23 protein-coding genes are annotated in these 22,326 nt (G+C 71.3%); 12 read left to right on the top strand and 11 right to left on the bottom strand.

The genetic code is table 11. The annotated features are described in order from the left end of the window. The first annotated feature begins 131 nt into the window (after nucleotides 1-131). The 3 genes from OG798_RS44010 (at nucleotide 132) to OG798_RS44000 (ending at nucleotide 3,739) form a co-directional block, all read left to right on the top strand. Nucleotides 132-1,424 (top strand): MFS transporter, encoded by a 1,293-nt coding sequence (locus OG798_RS44010; protein ID WP_328758881.1) that lies wholly within the window; start codon nucleotides 132-134, stop codon nucleotides 1,422-1,424. A 4-nt stretch (nucleotides 1,425-1,428) separates the two neighbouring features. Further along, the gene (locus OG798_RS44005; protein ID WP_328758880.1) at nucleotides 1,429-2,583 is read left to right on the top strand and encodes an anhydro-N-acetylmuramic acid kinase; all 1,155 of its coding nucleotides are present in this window, start codon (nucleotides 1,429-1,431) and stop codon (nucleotides 2,581-2,583) included. A 151-nt stretch (nucleotides 2,584-2,734) separates the two neighbouring features. Next, complete coding sequence (locus OG798_RS44000) at nucleotides 2,735-3,739, top strand: DUF2510 domain-containing protein (RefSeq protein ID WP_095851399.1); 1,005 nt, start codon at nucleotides 2,735-2,737, stop codon at nucleotides 3,737-3,739. 155 nt (nucleotides 3,740-3,894) lie between these two features. Here the strand turns inward: OG798_RS44000 and OG798_RS43995 are convergent, their stop codons facing one another. Next, nucleotides 3,895-4,509 carry a TetR/AcrR family transcriptional regulator gene (locus tag OG798_RS43995; protein ID WP_075030422.1) on the bottom strand — a complete coding sequence of 205 codons (615 nt, stop codon included), beginning with the start codon at nucleotides 4,507-4,509 and terminating at the stop codon, nucleotides 3,895-3,897. A 259-nt stretch (nucleotides 4,510-4,768) separates the two neighbouring features. Here OG798_RS43995 and OG798_RS43990 point away from each other — a divergent pair, with 259 nt between their 5' ends. After that, nucleotides 4,769-5,668: a phosphatase PAP2 family protein gene (locus OG798_RS43990; RefSeq protein WP_328758879.1), complete on the top strand. Its 900-nt coding sequence runs from the start codon at nucleotides 4,769-4,771 to the stop codon at nucleotides 5,666-5,668. Beyond that, nucleotides 5,665-6,624: a DMT family transporter gene (locus OG798_RS43985; RefSeq protein ID WP_328758878.1), complete on the top strand. Its 960-nt coding sequence runs from the start codon at nucleotides 5,665-5,667 to the stop codon at nucleotides 6,622-6,624. The genes OG798_RS43990 and OG798_RS43985 overlap by 4 nt, the downstream gene beginning before the upstream one ends. Before the next feature lie 102 nt (nucleotides 6,625-6,726). Here OG798_RS43985 and OG798_RS43980 read toward each other — a convergent pair whose 3' ends face one another. From OG798_RS43980 to OG798_RS43965, 4 genes are all read right to left on the bottom strand, one after another. Further along, nucleotides 6,727-7,572: a phospholipid scramblase-related protein gene (locus OG798_RS43980; protein ID WP_328758876.1), complete on the bottom strand. Its 846-nt coding sequence runs from the start codon at nucleotides 7,570-7,572 to the stop codon at nucleotides 6,727-6,729. Nucleotides 7,573-7,624: 52 nt separating this feature from the next. Beyond that, complete coding sequence (locus tag OG798_RS43975) at nucleotides 7,625-9,676, bottom strand: phosphocholine-specific phospholipase C (protein WP_095851403.1); 2,052 nt, start codon at nucleotides 9,674-9,676, stop codon at nucleotides 7,625-7,627. A 165-nt stretch (nucleotides 9,677-9,841) separates the two neighbouring features. Beyond that, on the bottom strand, nucleotides 9,842-10,750 hold the full coding sequence (locus OG798_RS43970) for a hypothetical protein (protein WP_328758875.1): 909 nt from the start codon (nucleotides 10,748-10,750) through the stop codon (nucleotides 9,842-9,844). Then, nucleotides 10,747-11,157, bottom strand: coding sequence for a hypothetical protein (locus tag OG798_RS43965; RefSeq protein WP_097223952.1), 411 nt, complete (start codon nucleotides 11,155-11,157; stop codon nucleotides 10,747-10,749). Before OG798_RS43965 ends, OG798_RS43970 begins: the two co-directional genes overlap by 4 nt. 154 nt (nucleotides 11,158-11,311) lie before the next feature. Between OG798_RS43965 and OG798_RS43960 the strand changes: the two genes are divergently transcribed. Beyond that, nucleotides 11,312-11,623: a hypothetical protein gene (locus tag OG798_RS43960; RefSeq protein ID WP_267063572.1), complete on the top strand. Its 312-nt coding sequence runs from the start codon at nucleotides 11,312-11,314 to the stop codon at nucleotides 11,621-11,623. Beyond that, nucleotides 11,623-14,481 carry a CHAT domain-containing protein gene (locus OG798_RS43955; protein WP_328758872.1) on the top strand — a complete coding sequence of 953 codons (2,859 nt, stop codon included), beginning with the start codon at nucleotides 11,623-11,625 and terminating at the stop codon, nucleotides 14,479-14,481. Before OG798_RS43960 ends, OG798_RS43955 begins: the two co-directional genes overlap by 1 nt. A 30-nt stretch (nucleotides 14,482-14,511) precedes the next feature. Here OG798_RS43955 and OG798_RS43950 read toward each other — a convergent pair whose 3' ends face one another. From OG798_RS43950 to OG798_RS43935, 4 genes are all read right to left on the bottom strand, one after another. After that, on the bottom strand, nucleotides 14,512-14,922 hold the full coding sequence (locus OG798_RS43950; protein ID WP_267063570.1) for a hypothetical protein: 411 nt from the start codon (nucleotides 14,920-14,922) through the stop codon (nucleotides 14,512-14,514). 74 nt (nucleotides 14,923-14,996) lie between these two features. After that, on the bottom strand, nucleotides 14,997-15,431 hold the full coding sequence (locus OG798_RS43945; protein WP_267063569.1) for an ATP-binding protein: 435 nt from the start codon (nucleotides 15,429-15,431) through the stop codon (nucleotides 14,997-14,999). A 429-nt stretch (nucleotides 15,432-15,860) separates the two neighbouring features. Continuing rightward, nucleotides 15,861-16,646: an anti-sigma factor gene (locus tag OG798_RS43940; protein WP_328758870.1), complete on the bottom strand. Its 786-nt coding sequence runs from the start codon at nucleotides 16,644-16,646 to the stop codon at nucleotides 15,861-15,863. A 25-nt stretch (nucleotides 16,647-16,671) separates the two neighbouring features. Beyond that, the gene (locus OG798_RS43935; RefSeq protein ID WP_097223955.1) at nucleotides 16,672-17,274 is read right to left on the bottom strand and encodes a sigma-70 family RNA polymerase sigma factor; all 603 of its coding nucleotides are present in this window, start codon (nucleotides 17,272-17,274) and stop codon (nucleotides 16,672-16,674) included. A gap of 616 nt (nucleotides 17,275-17,890) precedes the next feature. Between OG798_RS43935 and OG798_RS43930 the strand changes: the two genes are divergently transcribed. The 4 genes from OG798_RS43930 to OG798_RS43915 are packed head-to-tail and all read left to right on the top strand — an operon-like array spanning nucleotide 17,891 to nucleotide 19,996. Further along, the gene (locus OG798_RS43930; RefSeq protein ID WP_267063567.1) at nucleotides 17,891-18,199 is read left to right on the top strand and encodes a cupredoxin domain-containing protein; all 309 of its coding nucleotides are present in this window, start codon (nucleotides 17,891-17,893) and stop codon (nucleotides 18,197-18,199) included. Beyond that, a complete protein-coding gene (locus tag OG798_RS43925; protein WP_095851409.1) occupies nucleotides 18,196-19,197 on the top strand; it encodes a metallophosphoesterase family protein in 1,002 nt (333 codons plus the stop codon). The genes OG798_RS43930 and OG798_RS43925 overlap by 4 nt, the downstream gene beginning before the upstream one ends. After that, nucleotides 19,194-19,634: a hypothetical protein gene (locus tag OG798_RS43920; protein WP_328758868.1), complete on the top strand. Its 441-nt coding sequence runs from the start codon at nucleotides 19,194-19,196 to the stop codon at nucleotides 19,632-19,634. The genes OG798_RS43925 and OG798_RS43920 overlap by 4 nt, the downstream gene beginning before the upstream one ends. A 50-nt stretch (nucleotides 19,635-19,684) precedes the next feature. Continuing rightward, nucleotides 19,685-19,996 (top strand): hypothetical protein, encoded by a 312-nt coding sequence (locus OG798_RS43915; RefSeq protein WP_095851411.1) that lies wholly within the window; start codon nucleotides 19,685-19,687, stop codon nucleotides 19,994-19,996. 270 nt (nucleotides 19,997-20,266) lie between these two features. On the opposite strand, the gene OG798_RS43910 is transcribed toward OG798_RS43915, so the two are convergent. Together OG798_RS43910 and OG798_RS43905 are read right to left on the bottom strand one after the other, a co-directional pair. Further along, nucleotides 20,267-20,674: a (R)-mandelonitrile lyase gene (locus tag OG798_RS43910; RefSeq protein WP_095851412.1), complete on the bottom strand. Its 408-nt coding sequence runs from the start codon at nucleotides 20,672-20,674 to the stop codon at nucleotides 20,267-20,269. An 82-nt stretch (nucleotides 20,675-20,756) separates the two neighbouring features. Next, the gene (locus OG798_RS43905) at nucleotides 20,757-21,083 is read right to left on the bottom strand and encodes a carboxymuconolactone decarboxylase family protein (RefSeq protein ID WP_121414249.1); all 327 of its coding nucleotides are present in this window, start codon (nucleotides 21,081-21,083) and stop codon (nucleotides 20,757-20,759) included. A gap of 220 nt (nucleotides 21,084-21,303) precedes the next feature. Between OG798_RS43905 and OG798_RS43900 the strand changes: the two genes are divergently transcribed. After that, a complete protein-coding gene (locus OG798_RS43900; protein ID WP_328758866.1) occupies nucleotides 21,304-22,200 on the top strand; it encodes a helix-turn-helix transcriptional regulator in 897 nt (298 codons plus the stop codon). Nucleotides 22,201-22,326: the final 126 nt, after the last annotated feature.

Raw genomic sequence — 22,326 nt, 5'->3', positions numbered from 1 at the left:
CGGAAGGTGTCCGCAGGCGACGCGAGGGGGCGCCGACCAGCCGTGGCGAAAGTTATCGACAGTCAAAAGACCTGAAAATGGCGCTAATTTTCCAAGGAACAGCGAGAAGGAACAGCGAGGAGGAGGGACCCATGAGCGATGCCCGCGTGCACGACTTCGTCCCGCACACCGCCGGACGCCCGCGCCCGCGGCGCAGGGCCCTGCTGGCGGGCTCGGTCGGCAACTTCGTCGAGTGGTACGAGTTCGGGGTCTACGGCTACTTCGCGACCGTCATCGCGGCCCGGTTCTTCACCCCGGAGGGCGGCAGCGAGACCGAGGGGCTGGTGAGGACGTACGCGTCCTTCGCGCTGGCGTTCTTCTTCCGGCCGGTGGGCGCGGCGCTGTTCGGACGGCTCGGCGACCGGATCGGGCGCCGCCCGGTACTGATCCTGGTGATCGCGCTGATGACGGGCGCCACGACGCTCATCGGCGTGCTGCCGACCTACGCCGCGATCGGTGCCCTCGCGCCGTGGCTGCTGACCTTCCTGCGGGTGGTCCAAGGGCTGTCCGCGGGCGGGGAGTTCGGGGGCGCGGTCTCGGTCATGACGGAGTTCGCGCCGCCGGGCAGACGAGGGCTGTACGGGTCGTGGCAGTCGTTCACGGTGGCTCTGGGGCTGCTCGGTGGTGCGGGTGTGGCGGCGCTGCTGGCGACGGTGCTGACCGAGGGGCAGTTGAGCGACTGGGGCTGGCGGCTGCCGTTCCTGCTGACGCTGCCGCTGGGGCTGGTCGCACTGTGGCTGCGGCTGCGGCTGGAGGAGACGCCCGCCTTCCGGCACGAGGGGAGACAGGAGCGCCCGCCCGGGCGCGAGGTCGCGCGGGCCGTCGTCCTCGGAGCGGGACGCGTGATGGGCTGGTCGGCGGCCGGATACACCTTCCTGGTCGTGCTCCCCTCGTACCTCCAGAACACCCTCCACACCGGCTTCCGGCAGGCGCTGCTCGCCACGGTCCTCGCCAACCTGGGCTTCGCGGCCACGATCGTCCCGGCGGGTCTGCTCAGCGACCGGATCGGGCGGCGTCCCGTGCTGCTCACCGGTGCCGGCCTGGTCGTGGTCCTGTCCGTCCCGCTGCTCAACCTCCTTCAGGACACCGGGACTTCGGACGCCGTGAAGGGTCTCGCCGTGTGCGGGGCGGGTGCCGTCGTCGGGTTGATGGCCGGCCCGGGGCCCGCCATGCTCTCCGAGATGTTCCCCACGAGCGTCCGCCACACCGGCCTGGGACTCGCCTACGCCCTGTCCAATGCCGTGTTCTCGGGCTGTGCGGGCCTCATCATCACCGAGACGATGAAGCGGACCGGAAGCGTGGACATCCCCGCGTACTACGCGGCGGCGACGTGCGCCGTCAGTGCGCTCGCCCTGGCCACGCTCCCCGACAACCGAGGGAGTTGAGCACGTGCGGGTGATCGGCCTGATGTCCGGGACGTCGTACGACGCGATCGACGCGGCGGCGGCCGAACTGACCCTCGAAGGTGAGGACCTCACTCTGCGGCCGCTCGGGATGGTCGGTGAGGCGTACGACGGCGCGCTGCGCGAGGCGCTCGCGGCGGCGCTGCCCCCGGCGGCCACCACGCTGGCCGAGGTGTGCCGTCTGGACACCCTGATCGGGCAGGCGTTCGCCGCGGCGGCGGTCCGGGCCGACCGTGAACTGTGCGGAGGGAGAGCCGAGTTGGTCGCCTCGCACGGGCAGACCGTCTACCACTGGGTCGAGGACGGGCGGGCGCACGGGACGCTCCAGCTCGGTCAGCCGGCCTGGATCGCCGAGGCGACCGGGCTGCCGGTGGTCGCCGACTTCCGCCCCAGGGACATCGCCGCCGGCGGTCAGGGCGCGCCCCTGGTGAGCCTGGTCGACCTGCTGTGGCTGCGCGGCAGGGCGGGGAGTCCGGTGGCGCTGAACCTCGGCGGCATCGCCAACCTCACCGCGCCGGACGGCACCGCCTTCGACTCCGGGCCCGGGTGCGCCCTCGTCGACGCGGCCGTGCGGGGATTGACCGGGGGACGTCTGCACTACGACGTGGACGGCGCCCTCGCCGCCCGCGGCACCGTGCACGAACCGTTGCTTGACCGGCTGCTCGCGGAGCCGTACTACGCGCTGCCCGCGCCCAAGACCACCGGCAAGGAGCTCTTCCACCTCGGCCATCTGCGCGACGCGCTGACCGGGTTCGGCACGCTCACCGCCGAGGACGTCATCGCGACCCTCACCCGGCTCACCGCCCGTACGGTCGCCGACGCGGTGCGCTCGGTGGGTGCCACGGAGGTGATCGCGTCCGGCGGCGGCACCCGCAATCCGGCGTTGATGGCGATGCTGGGCGCGGAGTTGTCGGGAGTGCCCGTACGCACGTCCGACGCTCTGGGTCTGCCCGCGGCAGCCAAGGAGGCGTACGCCTTCGCCGTGCTGGGTTTCCTGACGCTGCACGGCCTCACGGGCACCGATCCGGTGAGCACCGGGGCCCGGCATCCGAGTGTGCTCGGCTCGATCACGCCGGGGCGCGGCGGGCTGCAGCTGCCGCCGAGGGCGGGGGCGGCGCCGGTGCGACTGGTCCTGGCATGACACCCGCCGGTCTTGACGTGACGCCCGCAGCTCGCGGCCTGACACCCGATGGTCGTGACAAGGCACCCGGCGGCGCCTTCGAGGCGTTCTTGAAACGAATCTTCCGGATCCCTCTCATCCGCCTTTCACCCACGGCTCATACGGTGGGTCCATGACGCAGGTGACTCCTCCCGGTTGGTATCCCGACCCGGGGCAGACAAATGACAGTCCCGCCACCGAACGCTGGTGGGACGGCAAGACATGGACGGACCAGACCCGCCCCGTCGGGTCCGCCGCCGCATGGGGTCCCCCGACGCACCCGCCGGCCGCCGGACCGTATCCGGCGCTCGCTCCGGGCACCCCGCGGCGCGGACTGCGTACCGGCATAGCCGTCGCCGCCGCGATCGCGGTCCTCGCGGGCATCGGGGGCGGGGTGTACGCCCTGACCAAGAGCGACGGCAACGGCGGGAACAGCGCCACTTCCCAGGCCCCCGGCGGACAGAACGGCGGCCAGGGCGGATTCGGCGGCCAGGGCGGCGGCAACGGGGGCCTCGAGGGCGGACCGGGCGGCGGGTCCGGGGGCTCGGGCGGTTCCGGGGGCCAGACCCCGGCACCGGGCCAGTCCGGGCAGCCGCAACTCGAGGACGGCTACGCCACCGACCTGATCAGCGGCATCAGCGTGCCGGTGCCCGACAACTGGACCGGCGGGAGCACCACGACGGGTGCCGTGCTGTCGACCAAGGACACCTACAAGTGCCCCGGCGACACCTCGCAGGACTGCCAGCGGGGCGGGGCGTACTCGGCAACCGCCGCGGAACAGAAACTGAAGTCCACCACGGCGGAGGCGGCGGCCAAGGAGGACATCTCCAAGAACGCCACCGAGTCGTACGGCAAGGGCTACGGCACGATCACCTCGCACACGGAGCTCGCCTCCAAGGCGGTCACCGTGGCCGGCGAGAAGGGCTACCTCGTCCGCTGGAAGGTCGTCACCAGCAAGGGTGACGACGGTTACGTCGAGTCGCTCGTCTTCCCGTCCCCCGTCGACTCCAAGTCACTGATCGTCGTCCGCTTCGGCATCGACGTCAGTTCCAAGGCGCCCAAGGAGTCCGTGATCGACGACATCACCAAGGGCATCAAGGTGGCGTCGGGAGTGAGCGGCAACGGGCAGAACGTCTAGCCCGTAAATCCGCCCCCCGGACATGGATCGGCCGGGTGGGGTGCCCCTCCGCTCAAGAGGAACCCCACCCGGCCGGGGGTGCGCGCCGCCCCCGTCCCCACGGTGCGGCGCGTGCAGGCCGACGTCCGGTCATCCCGCGGACGGCGACCTGAGTCTCAGGTCAGGCCGAGAGCCGGAATCACGACGGCCTCGACGAATTGTGTGAGATACGCCGCATCGGCGTTCCGCCCTTCCAGCACGGGACGAACCCGCACCACACCGAAGAGCTGCGCCGGGATGAACTCCAGCGCCGGGTGGTCCGCGGCGACCTCGCCGCGGGCGACCCCACGGGCGAGGATCTCCTTGACCGCGCTGATCTCGGGCTCGACGAGCGCGTCGCGCAGCGCCTCCTGCAGTTCCTTGTCCTGGAACACGGCGTGGCCCAGCGCCTGGTGCAGCTGACTGTCGCGGCCCGACCAGTTCCCCGCGGCCCGCGCCATCGCGCGCAGGTCCCCGGCGAGCGTGCCGGTGTCGATGCCCGAGAAGCGCGGACAGCTGTTGGCGCGCAGGGCGGCGGCCACGAACTGCGGCTTCGTCTTCCACTGGCGATAGAGCGTGGACTTGCTGCACCGGGTGCTCGCGGCCACGCCCTCCATGGTGAGCGAGTCATAGCCACACTCGCGGATCTGCTCGAGCACGGCGTCGTAGAACTCCTGCTCACGCTCGGGCGTGATCTTGGAGCGGCGCGAGGCGACGACCGTCTCCGGTCCGTCCGCGGCCTGCGACGTCATGGCTCATCTCCTCGCTCGGGTGGGTGGCTCGCCCGGTGTTCCGCTTCTCACAGTGTATATCGATACGCCACTGTACCGGTACGGGTCCGTATCGGTACAGTGGCGTATCGGTACACCTTCGTATCGGTACACTTCCGTATCGATGAGCCTTGGACAGGACCCACTCCGCTGTCGAGTGAGTCTCGAGTGATCGAGTGGATTCTGTCCTGGGCTCACCGCGCACCACCCCAAGCAACACCGTCAGCAAAGGGGCCGGGGGATGGATTCCCGAACCGAGCCTGCGGAAGCAGAACCAGAGCCGGCCGCGGCGATACGGCGGCCGTCGCGGCAGAGCACCGCGCCACGCCCGCCGCTCGTGCGCGAGCTCCTGCTCGTCGTAGGGCTCTTCGTCGTCTACAAGGTCGGCAGGCAGCTGGCCGACGGCCACACCGCCGAGGCCTTCCGCAACGCGAATCGCGTGTGGGACTGGGAGCGGACGCTCCACCTGCCGGGCGAAGGCTCCGTACAGGGCGCGCTGCTGCACAGCGACACCCTGGTGCACCTCGCGAACACCTACTACGCGACCGTGCACTTCCCGGCCACCGTGGCCTTCCTGGTCTGGATGTACCTGCGGCGCCTGGTCCACTACGTCTGGGCCCGCCGTGTCCTGGCCGCGGTCACCGCCGCCGCCCTGGCGCTGCACCTCACCTTCCCGCTCGCCCCGCCCCGGCTGCTGGCCGCCGCGGGCCTGGTGGACACCGGACAGGTGTACGGGCCCACCGTCTACGGGGCGCACCCGGCGACCGACGAGATGGCGAACCAGTTCGCGGCGATGCCCTCGCTGCACTTCGGCTGGGCGCTGATGGTGGCGATCGGCCTGATCGCCGCGACCCGCTCGCGCCTGCGCTGGCTGTGGCTGCTGCATCCGCTGCTCACCCTGCTGGTGATCGTCGGTACGGCGAACCACTACTGGCTCGACGCGATCGTGGCGACCGCGCTGCTCGGCATCGCGCTGGCCGTGATCCGTCTGCCGCGCGGGGCCGGGGCGGCCGAGGCGCGCGGCCTTGCAGCCGTCGACGAGGCGTATGACGAAGCCGACGGAGCAGCCGGGAATGCCGGCGGAGCCGGCGGCGCTGGCGAAAAGGAATCAGTACCGGAGCTCGTGGGGGCAAGACGATGAACGCCACACTCGCCGCCGTGGTCCTCTCGCTCTTCTCGGCCGTGGCCTACGCCGCCGCGGCCGTGGCCCAGGAGCGGCTGGCCTCCCGGACGACCGACGCGGGCATGCTGCGGCTGCTGGGCAGCGGGGCCTGGTGGTGGACCGTCGTACTGAACGCCTCCGCCGCGCTGTTGCACGTCGCCGCGCTGAAGTACGGCACGCTCACGCTCGTACAGCCGCTCGGCGCGCTCACGCTGGTGGCCGCGGTGCCGCTCGGCGCACGGGTCGCCGGACGGCGGGTCAGCGCGGTCGAGTGGCGCGGTACCGCGCTCACCCTGATCGGACTGTCCGCGCTGCTGGTCACGGCGTCCGGGCCGGCGCCCGACGACGTTCTGAGCGTGCCGCAGGCGCTGGGCGTGGCCGCCGCGACGGCCACCCTGATCGGCATGCTGTCGCGGCCCGGCACCCGGCCGGGGCTGCGGCACGCGACCGCCTCCGGATTCGCCTCGGGTGTCGCCTCCGCTCTCACGCAGACGGTGACCGTGGCCGTGACGGACCGCTCCGGCCCGCTGCTCAGCGCCCAGGTGATCGTGGTGGCCCTGCTCGTCGCCGCCTTCGCGGCGGGCGGACTGCTCCTGTCGCAGACCGCCTACCGGGGTGGTCTCGGCGCCCCGCTCGCCGTCGTGACGCTCGCCAACCCGGTCGCCGCCGCGGCGATAGGCCTCTTCCTGCTCGGGGAGCAGTTGCAGGGCGGCCCGGCCGGCCTGCTGCTGGCGGCCATGGGCGCGGGCGTGGCGGCGTGGGGTGTGGTGACGCTGTCCCGCTCGGTGCCGGAGCCTGCGCTGCCCGAACCTCTGGTGGACGCCGGGGACGAGCACCCCGTCGCCGCGGTGCTGGCGCTGGAGCCCGGATCGGCGGCGTACGAACCCTCGTTGCTGCCGAAGCAGCCCGGCTCGGGTCAACTGACGTCCCTGTAGGGCTCCCGCAGGGTTCTTGGAAGGCTCCAGGAGCGCGCACAGCACAACAAAGAAGGGTGGCCGCGGAACTCTCCGCGGCCACCCTTCTTGCTGTGCGCCGGTTCAGCCCAGCCCGCGGGCGTCCTGCTTGAGCGCCGTGTCGACGGTGAGCGCCGTCGCGACGACGAGGCTCAGCAGGGGCTCGGGAAGCTGGTAGTGGATCTGGAGGACGTAGTTGTCCGCCGTGGTGAACATCGTCTTGGCGAGGCCTTCCCAGGTCTTGGTGATCCGGGCGACCTCCTTGTCCGTGTGGTCGACAATGGCGAAGTTCCAGGCGCGCCAGTTCTCCGCCTTGATCGCGCCGACCTGCTGGCCGTTGACGTTGATCGCGAAGTTGATCTTCCCGATCATGTTCTGCTGCACGATCTCGCCGACGGGCTGTCCGTCCGGACGCTCCACGACCACCCGCGACTTGATGAACTTCGCGGGACGCGTGAGCCGCAGCACCGGCTGCCCGTGGGCGTCACGGATCTCCAGCTTGTGCGTCATGTACTGGTCGAGGCTGGAGACGAAGCGGAGCACCTTCTTCAGGCCACTCTGACCGACCTCGGCGACCGCGCCGAGCTGGTTGCCCTGCTGGTCCATGACCTTGTACTCGTTGGTCAGCTCGATCAGCTTGGCCTTCTGGTTCACCACCAGGACCGGCTCGGTGAACAGGGTGCCACCGCCGGCACCGCCACCCGCGACACCCGCCTGCTGCTGCACCTGCTGCTGCACGCGAGGGTCGGGACCGGCCGCCGGCTGTCCGTACGGCTGCTGGGCCTGCTGCGGAACCGTCTGCCCCGCCGGGGCCGCCTGGTCCGCATTGGTGTGCTCGGTCCACTGCGAGCCGTCCCAGTAACGCAACGTCTGGGGCGCCCCGTGCGGATCCGGGTACCAACCTGCAGGAGTGTTCGAATGCGTGGTCACCGGGGCACACTACCGTGAGTTGGCCGGAAATTGACCAGAGCCGAGATATCCATCAGAAGGTGACGATCGCCGGGTCGCTCACGCCCGCGTGACCGTTCTCGACATGTCCGGCGAACCGCCTCAGGAACCCCGCGTCCGCCGTGGACACGACGGTCAGGTCGTACCAGCGCCGGCTCGCCCGCAGGTCCACCGTGTGCCGCACGGTCGCGCCCGCCCGCACCTTGAACGAACTCGGCCGCCCTCCGTAGCCGCTTGTGAGCTTGAGCTCGACGGTGCCGGAGCCCTTGTTGGTGAAGGTCAGCTCCACGTTCTCGCCGACGTGGCGCGCGGTGACCTCGGGTCCCGCGGTCTTGCCGGGGCCCTTGAAGACGCGCAGGAAACCGTTGGGACCGTGCACCGTCAGGTCGTGCGAGCCGCCGGAGTACGCCGAGTTCCAGGTGTCGGAGACGGTCTTGCCGGCCTCGGTGGTGTACGTCCAGGGGCCGTCGGTGCGGTTGCCGGAGGTGACGAAGAAGGCGGCGCCGGCCTTGGCGCCCGAACCGAAGGCGAGCGTGAACTTCCCGGCCGCCGCGTCCGCCGAACCGTCCACGAAGGGCGCGTACCTGAGTGGGCGGGCCGGGCGCGAGCCGCGCTCCTGCCGGGGCAGCACGGGGTTCGCGGGCGGGGTCGGCACGTAGTCGGGGTGCCGGTCGTGGTCCGGCGGCTGATAGCCGTCGGTGTCCGGCAGCGCGACCGGCTTGGTGTCCTTGCACGAGAAGTCGAAGGCGGCGGTGAGGTCACCGCTGATCGCGCGCCGCCAGGGCGAGATGTTGGGCTCGTGCACGCCGAAGCGGCGCTCCATGAACCGGATGATCGAGGTGTGGTCGAGGGTCTCGGAGCAGACGAAACCGCCCTTGCTCCAGGGCGAGACGACGAGCATCGGCACCCGCTGGCCGAGTCCGTACGGTCCGGCGGCACGGCCGGCGTCGCCCTTGTAGAGGTCCGGGCCGACGTCGACCGTGGACTTGCCCTGCGCGTCCGACTGCGGCGGGAACGGCGGCACGAGGTGGTCGAAGAAGCCGTCGTTCTCGTCGTAGGTGATGAACAGGGCCGTCTTCGCCCACACCTCGGGGTTGGAGGTCAACGCGTCCAGGACCTGGGCGATGTACCAAGCACCGTAGTTCGCGGGCCAGTTGGGGTGCTCGGTGAACGCCTCGGGCGCGACGATCCACGAGACCTTGGGCAGCTTCTTGCCCTTGACGTCGGCCTTCAGCTGGTCGAAGAAGCCCTCGCCCTTGCGGGCGTCGGTGCCGGTGCGGGCCTTGTCGTAGAGCGGGTCGCCGGGCTTGGCGCCCCGGTACTGGTTGAAGTACAGCAGCGAGTTGTCACCGTAGTTGCCGCGGTAGGCGTCCGGGATCCAGCCCCAGGAGCCGTTCGCGTCGAGGCCGTCACCGACGTCCTGGTAGATCTTCCAGGAGACCCCGGCCGCCTCCAGCCGCTCCGGGTACGTCGTCCAGTCGTAGCCCACCTCGTCGTTGCCGAGGACCGGGCCGCCGCCCTTGCCGTCGTTGCCCGTGTAACCCGTCCACATGTAGTAGCGGTTCGGGTCGGTGGAGCCGATGAACGAGCAGTGGTACGCGTCGCAGATGGTGAACGCGTCGGCGAGCGCGTAGTGGAACGGTATGTCCTCGCGCGTCAGGTACGCCATCGTCGTCGACGACTTGGCGGGCACCCACTTGTCGTACTTGCCCGCGTTGAACGCGGTGTGCCCGTCGCTCCAGCCGTGCGGGAGGTCCTGGATGAACTGCAGGCCCAGGTTGTCGGCCGCGGGCCGGAAGGGCAGCACCTCCTTGGTGCCGTCCGACTGGTGCCAGACCGACTTGCCGCTGGGCAGCGTGGACGGGCGGGGGTCACCGAAACCGCGGACGCCTCTGAGCGAGCCGAAGTAGTGGTCGAAGGACCGGTTCTCCTGCATCAGCACGACGATGTGCTCGACGTCGTCGATCGTGCCGGACCCGTGGTGCGCGGGCAGGGCGGCGGCGCGCTCGATGCTGTTCGACAGCGCGGTGAACGCCGCGGTGCCACCGGCGAGTTGGAGGAAGCGGCGTCGGTTCACTTGAGGCATGACTGGGTGACCTCTTGTCCTGACGTGGTGCTCTGGATGGGACCTGCGCGGGGGGAGTGTTCCAAGAGGAACGAATGTCGGGGAAGACCCCGTGGCGCTGGTGTGACGCACAGGAGTCTGCGATGCGAACACCAGCGCGCGTGCTGTCCGCACCGATGCGCGGTCTCAGGCGCCCTTGCGGAGCAGGGCGGTGATCTCCAGGCCGGTCTCCCGGTCCAGCCTGCCCGGGCAGTCCACGCCGAGCGCGAGGGCCAGGTCGCGGCCGTGGAGGTCCACCGCGGACTCGACCAGCTCGGCGAAGGCGTCCATCGCCGACCGGCCCCGGCGCGATCCGAGCATCGCCAGGCCCAGCGCGATCAGGGCGGACGGCCACCACCAGACGGCGACCAGCAGGTACGGCAGACTCCAGGCGGTGAGGCGGACGGCGTCGTCGTAGACCTCCCGCGCGGTGCGCAGTTCGGTGCGGGTGTCGGCGGACAGGACGAGCCAGAGCCGGGACCAGGCCGAGTCGAGGTCGAGCCGGTAGGCCTGGTGGACGCGCAGGTCGAGGGCGCGGACGCGATCGCCGGTCCAGCAGGGGTGAGCGGGCTCCACCAGGGAGATCCGATTGCGTACCGCGGCGAGTCGCGCGAGCTCCCGAACCGTGCCGGGGTCGAGGGGCGACCCCTGCTCGACGGCTCGCGCGTCCACCCGCGCGTAGGCGTCCTCGGCCGCCCGCCACCTCCCTCGCCGACGCTCGGCCAGCCGCCCGCCGAGCGGCCGTACCGGTGGGGGCCAGTCCCCCGTCCAGAGCCGCTCCACCGCCCCGCCGAGCGCCTGGGCGAGGAGGCCGAGCCCGGCCGAGGCGAGCACCGTCGCGGAGGCCACCAGCACCACACCGCCGGTCGACCGGCTCGCCGGATGCCCGGCAAGCTCGTCGAGCGCGCGCGTGACCCGGCCGATGTCGTACCAGTGCGCCTGGCCCAGCAGCCGCCCCGCCCCGGCGACCGCGAGGAACAGCAGCCCCGAGGGGACGAGGTGGGTGAGCCAGCGCGCGGCCAGGTTCTTGCCCAACTCGGCGAGCACGGCGTTCATGACAGCCTGCGGCGGCGCATCGGCTCGCCGTACAGACGGCAGGTCTCCGGCACCGGTCGGTTCCGGGCCGAGGCCCGGCGGTCGCAGCGGTCCCCCGGGCAGACGTACGCCTCCACCACCGGGTGCCCTTCCACAGCCGCCGGGAGCCCACCGATCTCCGCGCCCCGGGTGAACGCGCGCAATCCGGTCGCCACCCCGCAGCGGCGCAGAAGTCGGTGGAGCGCGGCCTGTGGAACCGCCGGGTCGCCGCTCCCCCGCAGCGCCCCGAGGATCTCCTCCAACTCCGGCCGGCGCTCGGCCGGTACAACGCCCCTGATCTCGTCCAGCCGGGCGCAGATGTCCGACCGCACCGCCCTCGACCCGCCGTCCCCGTCGCTGTCGCTGTCGCCGGTGCGGATTTCCGCCATCCTTGCAACCTCCTTACATAGCAACCGAGTTGAGAGGATACTGGGCGATCACCGACGGTCACGGGGGGTGATGCCGATGTTCTGGCGTCGACGCACGCGGGCACGAAGAGCGGAGCAGAACGGATCGGACGGACCGCGGTTCACGTTCCGGGCGATGCCGTCGGAGGCCGAGCTGCGCCGGGCGGCCGAGACGGGCTCCCCGCAGGCGCTGAACCAGTACGGCGTCAAGCTGCGGCTCGACGGGCGCCTCGAGGAGGCCGTCGAAGTACTCACCGAGGCGGCGGAACAGGGCAGCCAGGACGCCACCGCCAATCTCGCCCTGACCCTGCTCTCGTTGGGCCGCGACGACGAGGCCGCCGCATGGTTCGACCGGAACGGGCCGATGGGCGCGCTGATGGCCCGACGCATCCGCGAGAAGCACGACGAGCGTGACGCTCCGGGATCTCCTGGGCAGCACGGTTCCTGATGCCCGCCCCGTACGACCTGTTCGGCACACCCGGGTACGAGCAGTTGCTCGCGGTGCTCGGCGCCGCCGAGGAGTCGCACACCCGGTACGAGCGCACCGGCCGGCTCCCGGACCTGGAACGGGCCCTGGTCCTCTTCGACGCCGTGCTCGACAGGACGCAGAACATCGACCTCCGCGGCGCCGCCATGAACGGGGTCGGCACGGTCCTGTGGTCCCGCTACGAACGGTTCGGCGAACCGGCCGACCTGGACGGGGCCATCACCCTGTTCCGCGAGGCCCTGGCCCCGTACGGGACGGAGGTCACCGTCACCACGCCCTCCTATTGGACGAACCTCTCCGGCGCGCTGCGGCTGCGGTGGCTGCGTACGCACGACGCCCGGGACCTGACCGCCTCCGTCGACGCGATCCGGACGGCCCTCGACTCGACGCCGCCCGGGGGCGCGCGACGCTCCAACCGTCTGGACAGCCTGGGCGACGCGCTGCTGAGCCTCTATCACCTGCACCGCGACTCCGCCGCGCTCGCGGAGGCCGTCGCAACCTTCCGGGCGGCGGTGGCCTGCGCCGAGCCGGGCACGCAGGAGCAGACCTGGGCCCGCTCCAACCTCGCCGAGGCGCTGCGTCTGCATCACCACCAGTCCCCCGCCGGCGCCCCGGAGGCGCTCGACGAAGCGGCTCTGCTGGCGCGGGCGGTCCTCGCCGCGGTCCCGCGGCGCCATCGGCTGTATCCGCGGTTCCTGTCGAACCTCGCCTCGATCCTGGCCGAGCGCCATCAGGCCCGGGCGGACCCCGCCGACCTGCGCGAGGCCGCCCGGGCCGCCCGCCGGGCGGTCGCCGCGACCCCGGCGGGGCATCCCAACCTGGTGCAGCGCAACGCGGTGCTGGCGACCGTACGGCGTCTGCAACTGATCGGCGCGGCAGATGTCGCCGCGCCCGCACCCGGGGTTCTCGACGGTGGCGGCGGACGCCGTTCGACGCGACGCGAACGGCGGGCCGTGCGCGCATGGGTCCGGGCCACCGCCGAGGCGTACGCCACCACTCCCGAAGGGCACGCGCTGCGCGGGATCGCCCTGCTGAACCACGGTGCCGCCCTGGGCACGCAGGCAGTGACCGAGGGCGATCCGCACGCCCTTGCGGCGGCGATCGACCTGTACCGGAAGGCCGCGTCCGACCTGACCCTGGACGTCAGCGTCCGGGTGGGCTGCGCGCACCTGTGGGCGCTGGGCGTCATCGGCGGCGGCGAGAGCCGCTCGCCCGACGACCACGCCGCGGCCATGGAGCCGTTCCGGCTCGCGGTCGAACTGCTGCCGCGCACGGCGTCGTACCGCATCGGACGCATGGACCGCGCACGCCAGTTGGGCAGGTTCGCGGGTCTCGCGCAGGACGCGGCGGCCTGCGCGCTGGAGCTGGCCGACCCCGAACTCGCGCTGCGGCTCCTGGAGCAGGGCCGTGGCGTGCTGCTCGCCCAAGCCCTCGACGCCCGCACGGACACCACTGACCTGCTGAGCCGTCTGCCGGACGAACTCGCCGCCGAGTACGCCCGGTTGATCCCCCAGCTGGACCGCCCCGAAGCCGCCGCCTTCACCTCGTCCGGGCCGGCCGGGACCGGCGCCGGCCACCCGGCCCCTGGCACCCCGCTGGCGGGCGAGGACCGGCACGCCCTGGCCGAACGGTGGGACCGGCTCGTGGCGGCGATCCGACGCGAGCCGGGCTTCGGGGACTTCCTGCGGCTCCCCCGCACCGCCGAGATGCTCGCCGGACTCGGTGACGAGGGCCCGGTGGTGATGGTCAACATCAGCCCGCTGCGCTGCGACGCGCTCGTCCTGCGCGAGGGACGGGTGCGGTGCGTACCGCTGACGGGGCTCAGCCATGCGGAGGTGGTCCGCCGGGCCGACGCCTTCCTCGTCGCCGTCCGTACGGCGGGCGACGCCGGCCGATCGTTGTCCCACCAGCGCGACGCCCAGTCCGAGATCCGGGAGACGCTCGCCTGGCTGTGGACGGCGGTGGCCGAACCGGTCCTGGACGCGCTCGGGCTCCGCGCCGACGACGGGCCCGGCGGGGAGTCCCCGGGACGGATGTGGTGGATCCCCACCGGCCCCCTGACCGCCCTGCCCCTGCACGCGGCCGGGCGCCACGAGAACGACCGGGACAACCTGCTCGACCGTGCCGTCAGTTCGTACGCCCCGACCGTCAACAGCCTCGTCCACGCCCGGCGCCGCCAGACCGCGCGAGCGGACCGGCGGCCGACCGCCCCCACGGCCCCGCTGGTGGTCGCCGTGCCGGCGCCGCCGGGCGCGGGGCTCGCGCCGCTGGAGGGCGCGCGGGCGGAGGCCGCCCTGCTGGCCGCGCGACCGGGCGCCCGTCTGCTCCTGGACGAGCAGGCGGTACGCCGGACCGTGCTCGACGCGCTCCCCCACCACCCCTGGGTGCACTTCGCCTGCCACGCCGTCGCCGCCGACGACGGGGCCGCGACCGGTCAGGTCCTGCTGCACGACCACGACACGGCCCCGCTCACCCTCACCGACATCGCCCGGCTGCAACTCCCGGCCGCGGAGCTGGCGTACCTCTCGGCGTGCGAGACCACCCGCGGCCGCGGCGAGTACGCCGACGAGGCGCTGCACATCACCGGCGCCTTCCACATGGCCGGCTTCATCCATGTCGTCGGCACCCTCTGGGCCGTCGACGACGAGACCTCCAAAGAACTGGCCGACCACTTCTACTCGGCCTTCGCCCCCCGACGCCCCTTCCCCGACCAGACGGCATACGCCCTGCACACCGCGGTCCGCGCCCTCCGCGACGCCGACGAGGGCTACCGTCTGAACCCGAGCCTGTGGGCGCCGTACATCCATGTGGGGCCGTAGGCGTGTCGGCCTGAAGCGCGCGTATGTCACTCACCGCCGCCCGGCTGCCGTCCATGCGGCGTACTCCTGGCGGACGTAGGGGCGGTGGCTGGGGTCGAGCGTGATCGCATCGGGGTGGTGCGGGCCGGCCACCAGGCCGGGATGGCGGCGGTCGTACAGCACGAGTTGTTCGGCGGTTTGTGCGGCGGCGGCGACCGGGCCGGGGCCGGGGCCGTCCAGGGCCATCCGGTCCATGAGAGCAGCCCTACGCAGCAGCCAGGCGCGTTCGGCGGCCGTCGCGTCGACCGGCGGGCCGGTGACGGTCCGGACTCGGCGTCCGTCGCGTTCGGCTCCGAGGGCGAGCACCTGATGCATCTCGCGGCGCAGGTCGGGGGCGTTCGCGTACGCCTCGTGAGGAGGCGGCGCGTCGATGGCCTCGGCCGTCTTCGGGGTGACCCTCATGCTCACGCCTCCACCGGTACACCGAGGCCGCAGCGTTTGCAGAGCACCGTCATGGTCGGGTGATCCGGGGCCGGTCATGGCGAGCACCTCAGGCAGGCGCGGACTTCGCGGCCGCTGCCCGTCTGGTGGACCTCGGTGGACTGGGCGAGGTATTGGACGATGCCGGTGCCGCGGCCGTGTTCGTCCGGGGCGATGTCGGGGCGAAGGTGCTCCACGGCCGTTCCGGAGTCACTGACCACGATGTGCAGAGTGCCGTGATCGAGGACGAGCAGCAGGGTCATGCGCTCGCGTCCGTACTGGGCGGCGTTGGCGGCGAGTTCGTCGACGATGAGGACGGCGGAGTCCCGTTCGCTCGCGGGTACGCTCCAGGTCTCCAGCAGATCGGCCGCGAAGTGACGAACGGCGGAGACGTGTGCCTCCTGCGCGGGCAGGGTGAGCAGCGCCTGGTGACTGCAGTGCCGGGTGGGCAGCGAGCTCGGGCGGGGGGAATCGGTGACAAACATGGTCATCTGGCTCTTCCGTGGATATGCGGAGACCGGAAAATGGAGGACCGCCAACGGCTTCGAGGGGCGGTCGGTGGACCGGATCCTGCAGGGGAGCGCTCATTCAGTTCCACGGGCAGCGCATGCCGAACGGTTCGGGTAATTCGCGCCTTTTGCTCAACTTCTTGCGCGTCAGGTCAATGCCGGTGGCCGGGCCGAGCTCACTCGCCTCCGCAGGAGCTCGATGCCGAATCCGGCGAGCAGGGCACCGAGTAGGACCGGGGCGCCGCCTTTGAGCTCCTCCCGGCGGAGGTTGAGGTGAACGCCGCAGGCCCCCGCGCAGCCGAGCCCACCCACGCGCGAAGCCGACGCGCCTTCCCTCCGGGCACACCGTGAGGAGTCGGCCGGATACGCCGGGAGCCCGCCCGACACATCGTCGGGCGGGCTCCCGGCCCCTCACGCCTGCATCGTGACCAGCTTCTGACCGTTGCCTGCGACGATCTCAAAGTGCTCGATGGCTCCCGGAGACATGGCAACCGCCCCGGGGATCGTGGTGCCGGGAGGGTACTCACCTGCCCGCCAGGTAGCGCCGTCCGCCCTGGCCCCGCCCGGCCCGACCGCCTGCAACCGGCAGGTGATTCCGGCGGGCGCCCCCTTGGCGGAGACCTGCAGGACACTGCCCCAGGCAGAGGGCGAGACCTTGACCGAGGCGGTGACGCCGGTGACGGGATCGCTTCCGGAGAAGGTGCGCCAGGCAGTCGGCGCGGTCGGCCCGGGCTGCGTCGCCTGACTGCCCACCGTTCCGGTAGCCGCCAGCCATGTGCCGCCGACCGCTGCCGCGATGAACGTCAGTGAGGCGGCGGCGCCGGCCAGTTGCAGACGCCAGGTCCTGCGGCGCCGGGCCGCGGCCTGCTGGAGCAGCCTCTCCAGCACACCCGCCTGCGGCGCCGCGGGCGCGGTGGGCCGTACGGGCGAGGAGCCCTGAGCGCTCTCCGCCGCCCGCGCCACCAGCCGGTCGGCCAGGTCTTCGCCGGCCACCGGCGCCGTCCGGCCCGCGGCTTCGGCTTCGGTCACCGTCGCCATCAGCGCGGGCAGTCCCGCCAGCTGGGCGTGTTCCGCCTGGCACTCGGCGCATCCCGCGAGGTGGGCGCGCGCTTGTTCCATTTCCGCCGGAGGCAGCGTGCCCAGGACGTATCCGCCCAGCGCCAGCCGGAGGGCGTCGTGCTCCGCACTCATGCTCATGGTCGCCACCTTCTGCATGTCACGGTCATGGCTCGATGCCCCGTTCCAGCAGCGCCAGCCGCAGGGCGTGCAGGGCGTAGTACGTCCGCGACTTCACGGTGCCCAGTGGGATGCCCAGCACCTGGGCGGCCTCCGCCATGGTCCGGCCCCGGTAGTAGGTCTCCAGCAGGATCGCGCGATGGTCCGGGGACAACGTCCGGATGGCATCGGCCACCGCCCAGCTCTGCAGTACCTGCTCGATCTCGTCCTCGCCCGGTGTCTGCTCGGCGGCTCGCTCCAGCGCCTCGCCGCCGACCTCGGCCGGTCTGGCCTGCCGGGCCCGGTGGGCGTCGATGACCAGGTGCCGGGCCACCGTGCACAGCCATGCCCGGGCCGGGCCGCGTGCCGGGTCGAACGCGGCGGGATGCTGCCACGCTCGCAGCAGCGTCTCCTGCACGACGTCCTCCGCCCATTGCCAGTCTCCTGAGGTCAGTCGCAGCACGTAGTGGAACAGGGGCCCTGCGTGCTCCGCGTACAGAGTGCGCAGCAGTTCCTCGTCCGCGGTCGAAAGAGTCCCTTTACCAGAGACACGGTGCGCGGAGTCATCCGGATCGGTCTTTTGATCACGTTTTCGGGAACTCCAGGGCATAAGCCGATCATCGCGCATATGTATTGCTTTGTCCTGTAACGCACGGCGCGGCACAGGTGACACTCCGCGAGCGAAGCACCCGGGGCCGACCGATCTGCGGCGATCACCAAGAAGTGTCATAAAAGTGCATATCTACCGAACCGAGCGCGCCCGCCGTCCGTGGAGCCATACAAGAGCCGATTTACGCGGCACACCCGCCCAGGGCGCCGGCCACACTCGCCCCGCGCACACCACGACAACGGTCCTGGGGAGCGCTCGACGCGCACGACGCGCCACTTGCGGCCCCGGATGAGGATCTGCCGCATGTCACCGGCGACTTCGCGGCACGCAAGGGCGGATGTGCAGCTGCCTTGATCAGTGAGGAACAAGCACCATGTACCTGAACTTTCGTACACCGGGCCGGCGATCACGCTTCGCGGCCGGTTCTGCCGTCACCACCGCCGTCGCGTTGGGGCTCCTCAGCGCATGCGGCCAGTCGTCGCAGCCCCCGTCCACCGGAACCAGCGCCATCACACCCGGAGCAGGTCAGCACCAGACGGCTGGGATGCCCGGCGCCGCCGGACCGGGGAAGACTGCGGGCTCCGCTCCCGGCACCTCGCCCACGCCCATGCCCAGCATGAGCATGGCCATGAGCCCCCCGAGCACGGGCGCGGCGGCCGCGCCAGTGAGCGGGGACGCCGTGGCGATCAAGAACTTCGCATTCGCCCCGGCCACGCTCAAGGTCAAAGTGGGCACGACGGTGACCTGGACCAATCAGGACACCGATGCCCACACCGTCACCAGCACGGGATCGGGCGGCCCGTTGCGTTCGGCAGCCCTGAACACCCATGCAACCTACAGCTACACATTCACCAAGCCCGGCACCTACTCCTATCTCTGCACCATCCATCCGTTCATGACCGCCACCGTGGAGGTGACCCGATGACCGGCTACAACGACAGTCACGACAGTGCACCGGCCGGCGATACCGAGCAGCCCGCCACGGAGCACGGCATGTCCCGGCGCCAACTCATGCGCCACGCGGGGTGGTTCGGCGGCGCCGTAGTACTGACCGTGGCCAGTGGAGAGGTGATCAGCCGCATCGCCGACTCCCGGGAGACCAACTCCATGGCCGCCGCAGGCGCCACCGCACCGGCGAACAGCTCGCTGCGGTTCGTGCAGGTCTCCGACAGCCATATCGGGTTCCAGGGCCCGGCGAACACGGACGTGGTCGGCTCGTTCACCGAAGCGATCAACCAGGTCAACTCGCTCGGATTCAGGCCCGACTTCGTCATGCACAGCGGCGACCTGACCCACCTGTCCACGGCCGGCCAGTTCGACCAGGTCAAGCAGATGCTGACCGGTATGCAGACAGACCGTGTCTTCACCGTACCGGGCGAGCACGACTCCATCGGCGATGCGGGCCGCGCCTACCGGAAGACCTTCGGCATGGGCACGCTCGGCGATGGCTGGTACAGCTTCGACACCCACGGCGTGCACTTCATCGCCCTGGTCAACACCCTGAGCCTGGAGAAGCTCGGCCATCTCGGCAACGACCAGATCGACTTCGTCCGCAAGGACATCGCCGGACTGTCGTCGGACACCCCCATCGTGGTCTTCAGCCACATCCCGCTGTTCGCCATGTACCCGAAGTGGGGCTGGAGCACCGACGACGCCCTCAAGGTCATCGCCCTCCTGCGCCGCTTCTCCTCCGTCACCTGTCTCAACGGGCACGTCCACCAGCTCTTCACCAAGACGGACGGCAACATCACCTTCCACTCCGCCACCACCACCGCCTACCCCCTGCCCAAACCGGGCCATGGCCCCGCCCCCACTCCGCAGGTCGTCCCCGCCCGGCAGCTCAAGGACGCACTCGGCATCCGCACCGTCGGCTACCGCCAGGGCGACCGCGAGCTGGCCGTCAAGGACCAGAGGCTGGCATGAACATCCAAAGACTCCTCGTCCCCACCCTGCGATCGGCGAGCGCCGCCACCCTCGCCGCCGGCGGATACATACACGCCCATCTCTACGTCGACGAGTACCGCTTCATCCACGTCATCGGCCCCCTGTTCCTGCTCCAGGCCAGTGCCTCCTTCGCCCTCGCCGCCCTGCTGCTGGTGGGAACACCACCCCTGCTTCTGAGGGCCGCCGCAGCCGGCGTCACGCTCGGCGCCCTCGCCGGCTTCATCGCCTCACGCACCGTGGGCGTCTTCGGATTCACCGAACACGGCCTGCAGCCTGCCCCACAAGCCCTCCTCAGCCTCCTCACCGAAACCGGCACGCTGCTGCTCCTCTCGATCTGGCAGATGACCGTGACAAGACAACAGCGCGCCGCCCGGACACCCGTCAGGACACCTCTCCGGGAGCGGGCCACCCACTGAACCACCACGCCCAGGCCGCTCAGGACGGCCCAGAACCAAGGAGTACCCCCATGCACCTGGAACCGCGCCCAGGAACCGCCGGGCCGAGCCCGCACCTCCGCGAACTGAAGGATGCCGTGCGCGCGCTGCTCGGCCTGGACAACGACACCGCCGTCATAGTCCGCCAACTCGCCTGCAGCGAACCCGGCTGCCCACCGCTGGAAACCGTCGTCGCCGTGGTGCCGATGGAAGGCGAGGCCCACCGCTGGACACTCCTCCGCCCCGCCGACCAGATCACCGAGAACGACCTGAGGGCCACCCTGCTCCCCCACCGACCGAACCGACCGGAACAACCGAACGGCTTCCTCGGACCAACGCTCTGAACACCGGGACCGCCTTCGCCAGGAACCAGTGGCCGTGATCCCGTGATCCCGTGATCAGAACCAGGAAGGCCCGGCGTTGGTGTACGGCGCCTGCAGCGCTGCCACTTCCTCGTCCGAGAGCTGAAGGTCGAGCGCGTCCACGGCCTGCTGGTGCTCTGCTCGCCGACGGGGCGGGCGAGGCGGCCCTTGCCGTTCGGGGAGTAGGGCACCAGTCCCACACCCATGTCGCCGCACATGGCCATGAGCTCCGGCTCGTCCTGGCGGCGGTGATCAGTGCGAGGTACGGGTGCCGGTGCGCGGGCCGCCGTACTCGGCGTCGGTGACATGCTCCAGCCAGTTGACCTCGTCGCCCTCCCACAGCGCGATGTGCTCCATGAACTGGTCCGGGGGCGCGCCGTGCCAGTGCTCCTCACCCGGAGGGCAACCGATGGTGTCGCCCGGGTGGGCCTCGATGATCACGCCGTCGCGGGTGCCGATCAGGGCGACTCCGGACACGACGTGCAGGGTCTGGCCCAGGCCGTGGCTGTGCCAGGCGGTGCGGGCACCGGGAGCGAAGCGGACCATGTTGGCCCGCGCCCGGGAGGGCTCCTCGCCCCGGTGGATCACGTCCGCCCAGGCGTCGCCGGTGAACCACTGGGCGGGCAGCTTCATGGTCGCGGGCTTCTTGAGGATCTCCATGGTGGTACGTACTCCTTGCGTCGGCCGTCGCAGGGCGGCCGTGAGTGGGTGATGAGAACGAGGTCCCGCAGGTGGGACGGGGTCAGGCCGCGCGGAACACTGCCCGGGCCACGGTCAGGGCGGACATCGCCTTGGGCCAGCCGGCGTAGAACGCCATGTGGGTGATCGTCTCGATGAGTTCCGCCTCCGTCACGCCGTTCTGCTGGGCCAAGGGGAGGTGGAAGGTGAGCTGCTCGCTGCTGCCGCTGGTGATGAGGCTGGCCACGGTCACCAGACTGCGATCCCTCGGCGACAGCTCCGGGCTCTTCCACGCCTGCCCGAACAGCACGTCCTCGCTGTAGGCGGCCAGCGCGGGAGCGACGTCCCCGAACAGCTCCCGCGGACCCGGCTGGGTGGTCTTCTCCGTCATCGTTCGCGTCCTTTCCACGTGTCCACATGTCCACGCGTCTCGGTGGCGTTCATCGGCCCGCGGCAAGCGGGGCTGCGCCGGCGCAGCCTGCGCCACAACCGATGGAACCGCAGGTCACACGCGCGTGGAAGAACTCGTTGATACATGTACTGGCAGTACACCCCACCGCCGGAGACACCGCCGGAGACACCACCGAGGAAGCCGACGTAGCCTCGAAGCCATGGACAACCGAAGCGAGGTACGCGAGTTCCTGACCAGCCGCCGCGCCAAGATCACGCCACAGCAGGCGGGGCTGCCCGCCTACACCGGCAACCGGCGCGTCAAGGGGCTGCGCAGGGAAGAAGTCGCGCTGCTCGCCGGCGTCAGCGCCGAGTACTACGCCCGCCTGGAGCGCGGCAACCTCTCCGGCGTCTCGGAAACCGTCCTCGACTCGCTCGCCCGCGCCCTCCAACTCGACGAGGCCGAGCGCGCCCACCTCGACGACCTGGCCCGCACCGCCAACAGCACCCGCCGCGCACCCCGCCGCCGGCCCTCGCAGCCCATCCGCCGCAGTCTTCAGCACCTGCTCGACGCGATGACCGAGGCACCGGCCTTCATCCGCAACGGCCGCCTCGACATCCTCGCCACCAACCGGCTCGGCCGCGCCCTTTACGACCCGGTGTTCGCCGACCCGGCCCGGCCCGTGAACCTCGCCCGGTACGAGTTCCTCAACCCCGGTGCGGCCGACTTCCTGCCCCATCTGGAGTTCCAGGCGGCCGGAGCGGTGGCACTGCTGCGCACCGAAGCGGGACGCGACCCGTACAACCGGGACTTGACCGACCTCGTCGGTGAACTCTCCACCCGCAGCGAGAAGTTCCGCACGCTGTGGGCCGCCCACGACGTGCGACTGCACCAGACCGGCGTCAAGCACTTCCACCACCCCGCGGTCGGCGAACTCTCCCTCCCCTTCGAGGCCATGCCCATCCCCACCGACCCCGGCCTCACCCTCACCGCCCTCAGCGCCGAGCCCGGCACCCCGTCCCACGACAGCCTCAAACTCCTCGCCAGCTGGGCCGCCACCCTCGACCAGGACGGCCAACCGGACACCGCGGCCGCCGGCGGCGAACAGCGCGCGTAGCGGGAGCTCGCCCTGAACCGCCTCTTCACGGAAGCCCTTCCGCCTGACAGAAGCCGCCTTGCCGAGCCACCGCGCGCATCACGACTCTGTTCCCACCACGGCACGCGGGGCGACGGCGCCCCGCCG

This window comes from Streptomyces sp. NBC_00271, from assembly GCF_036178845.1.
In the GTDB taxonomy this organism is placed as follows: Bacteria; Actinomycetota; Actinomycetes; order Streptomycetales; family Streptomycetaceae; genus Streptomyces.
Note: the sequence above shows the minus strand (reverse complement) of the source record. Positions and strands in the feature narration are given on the sequence as shown.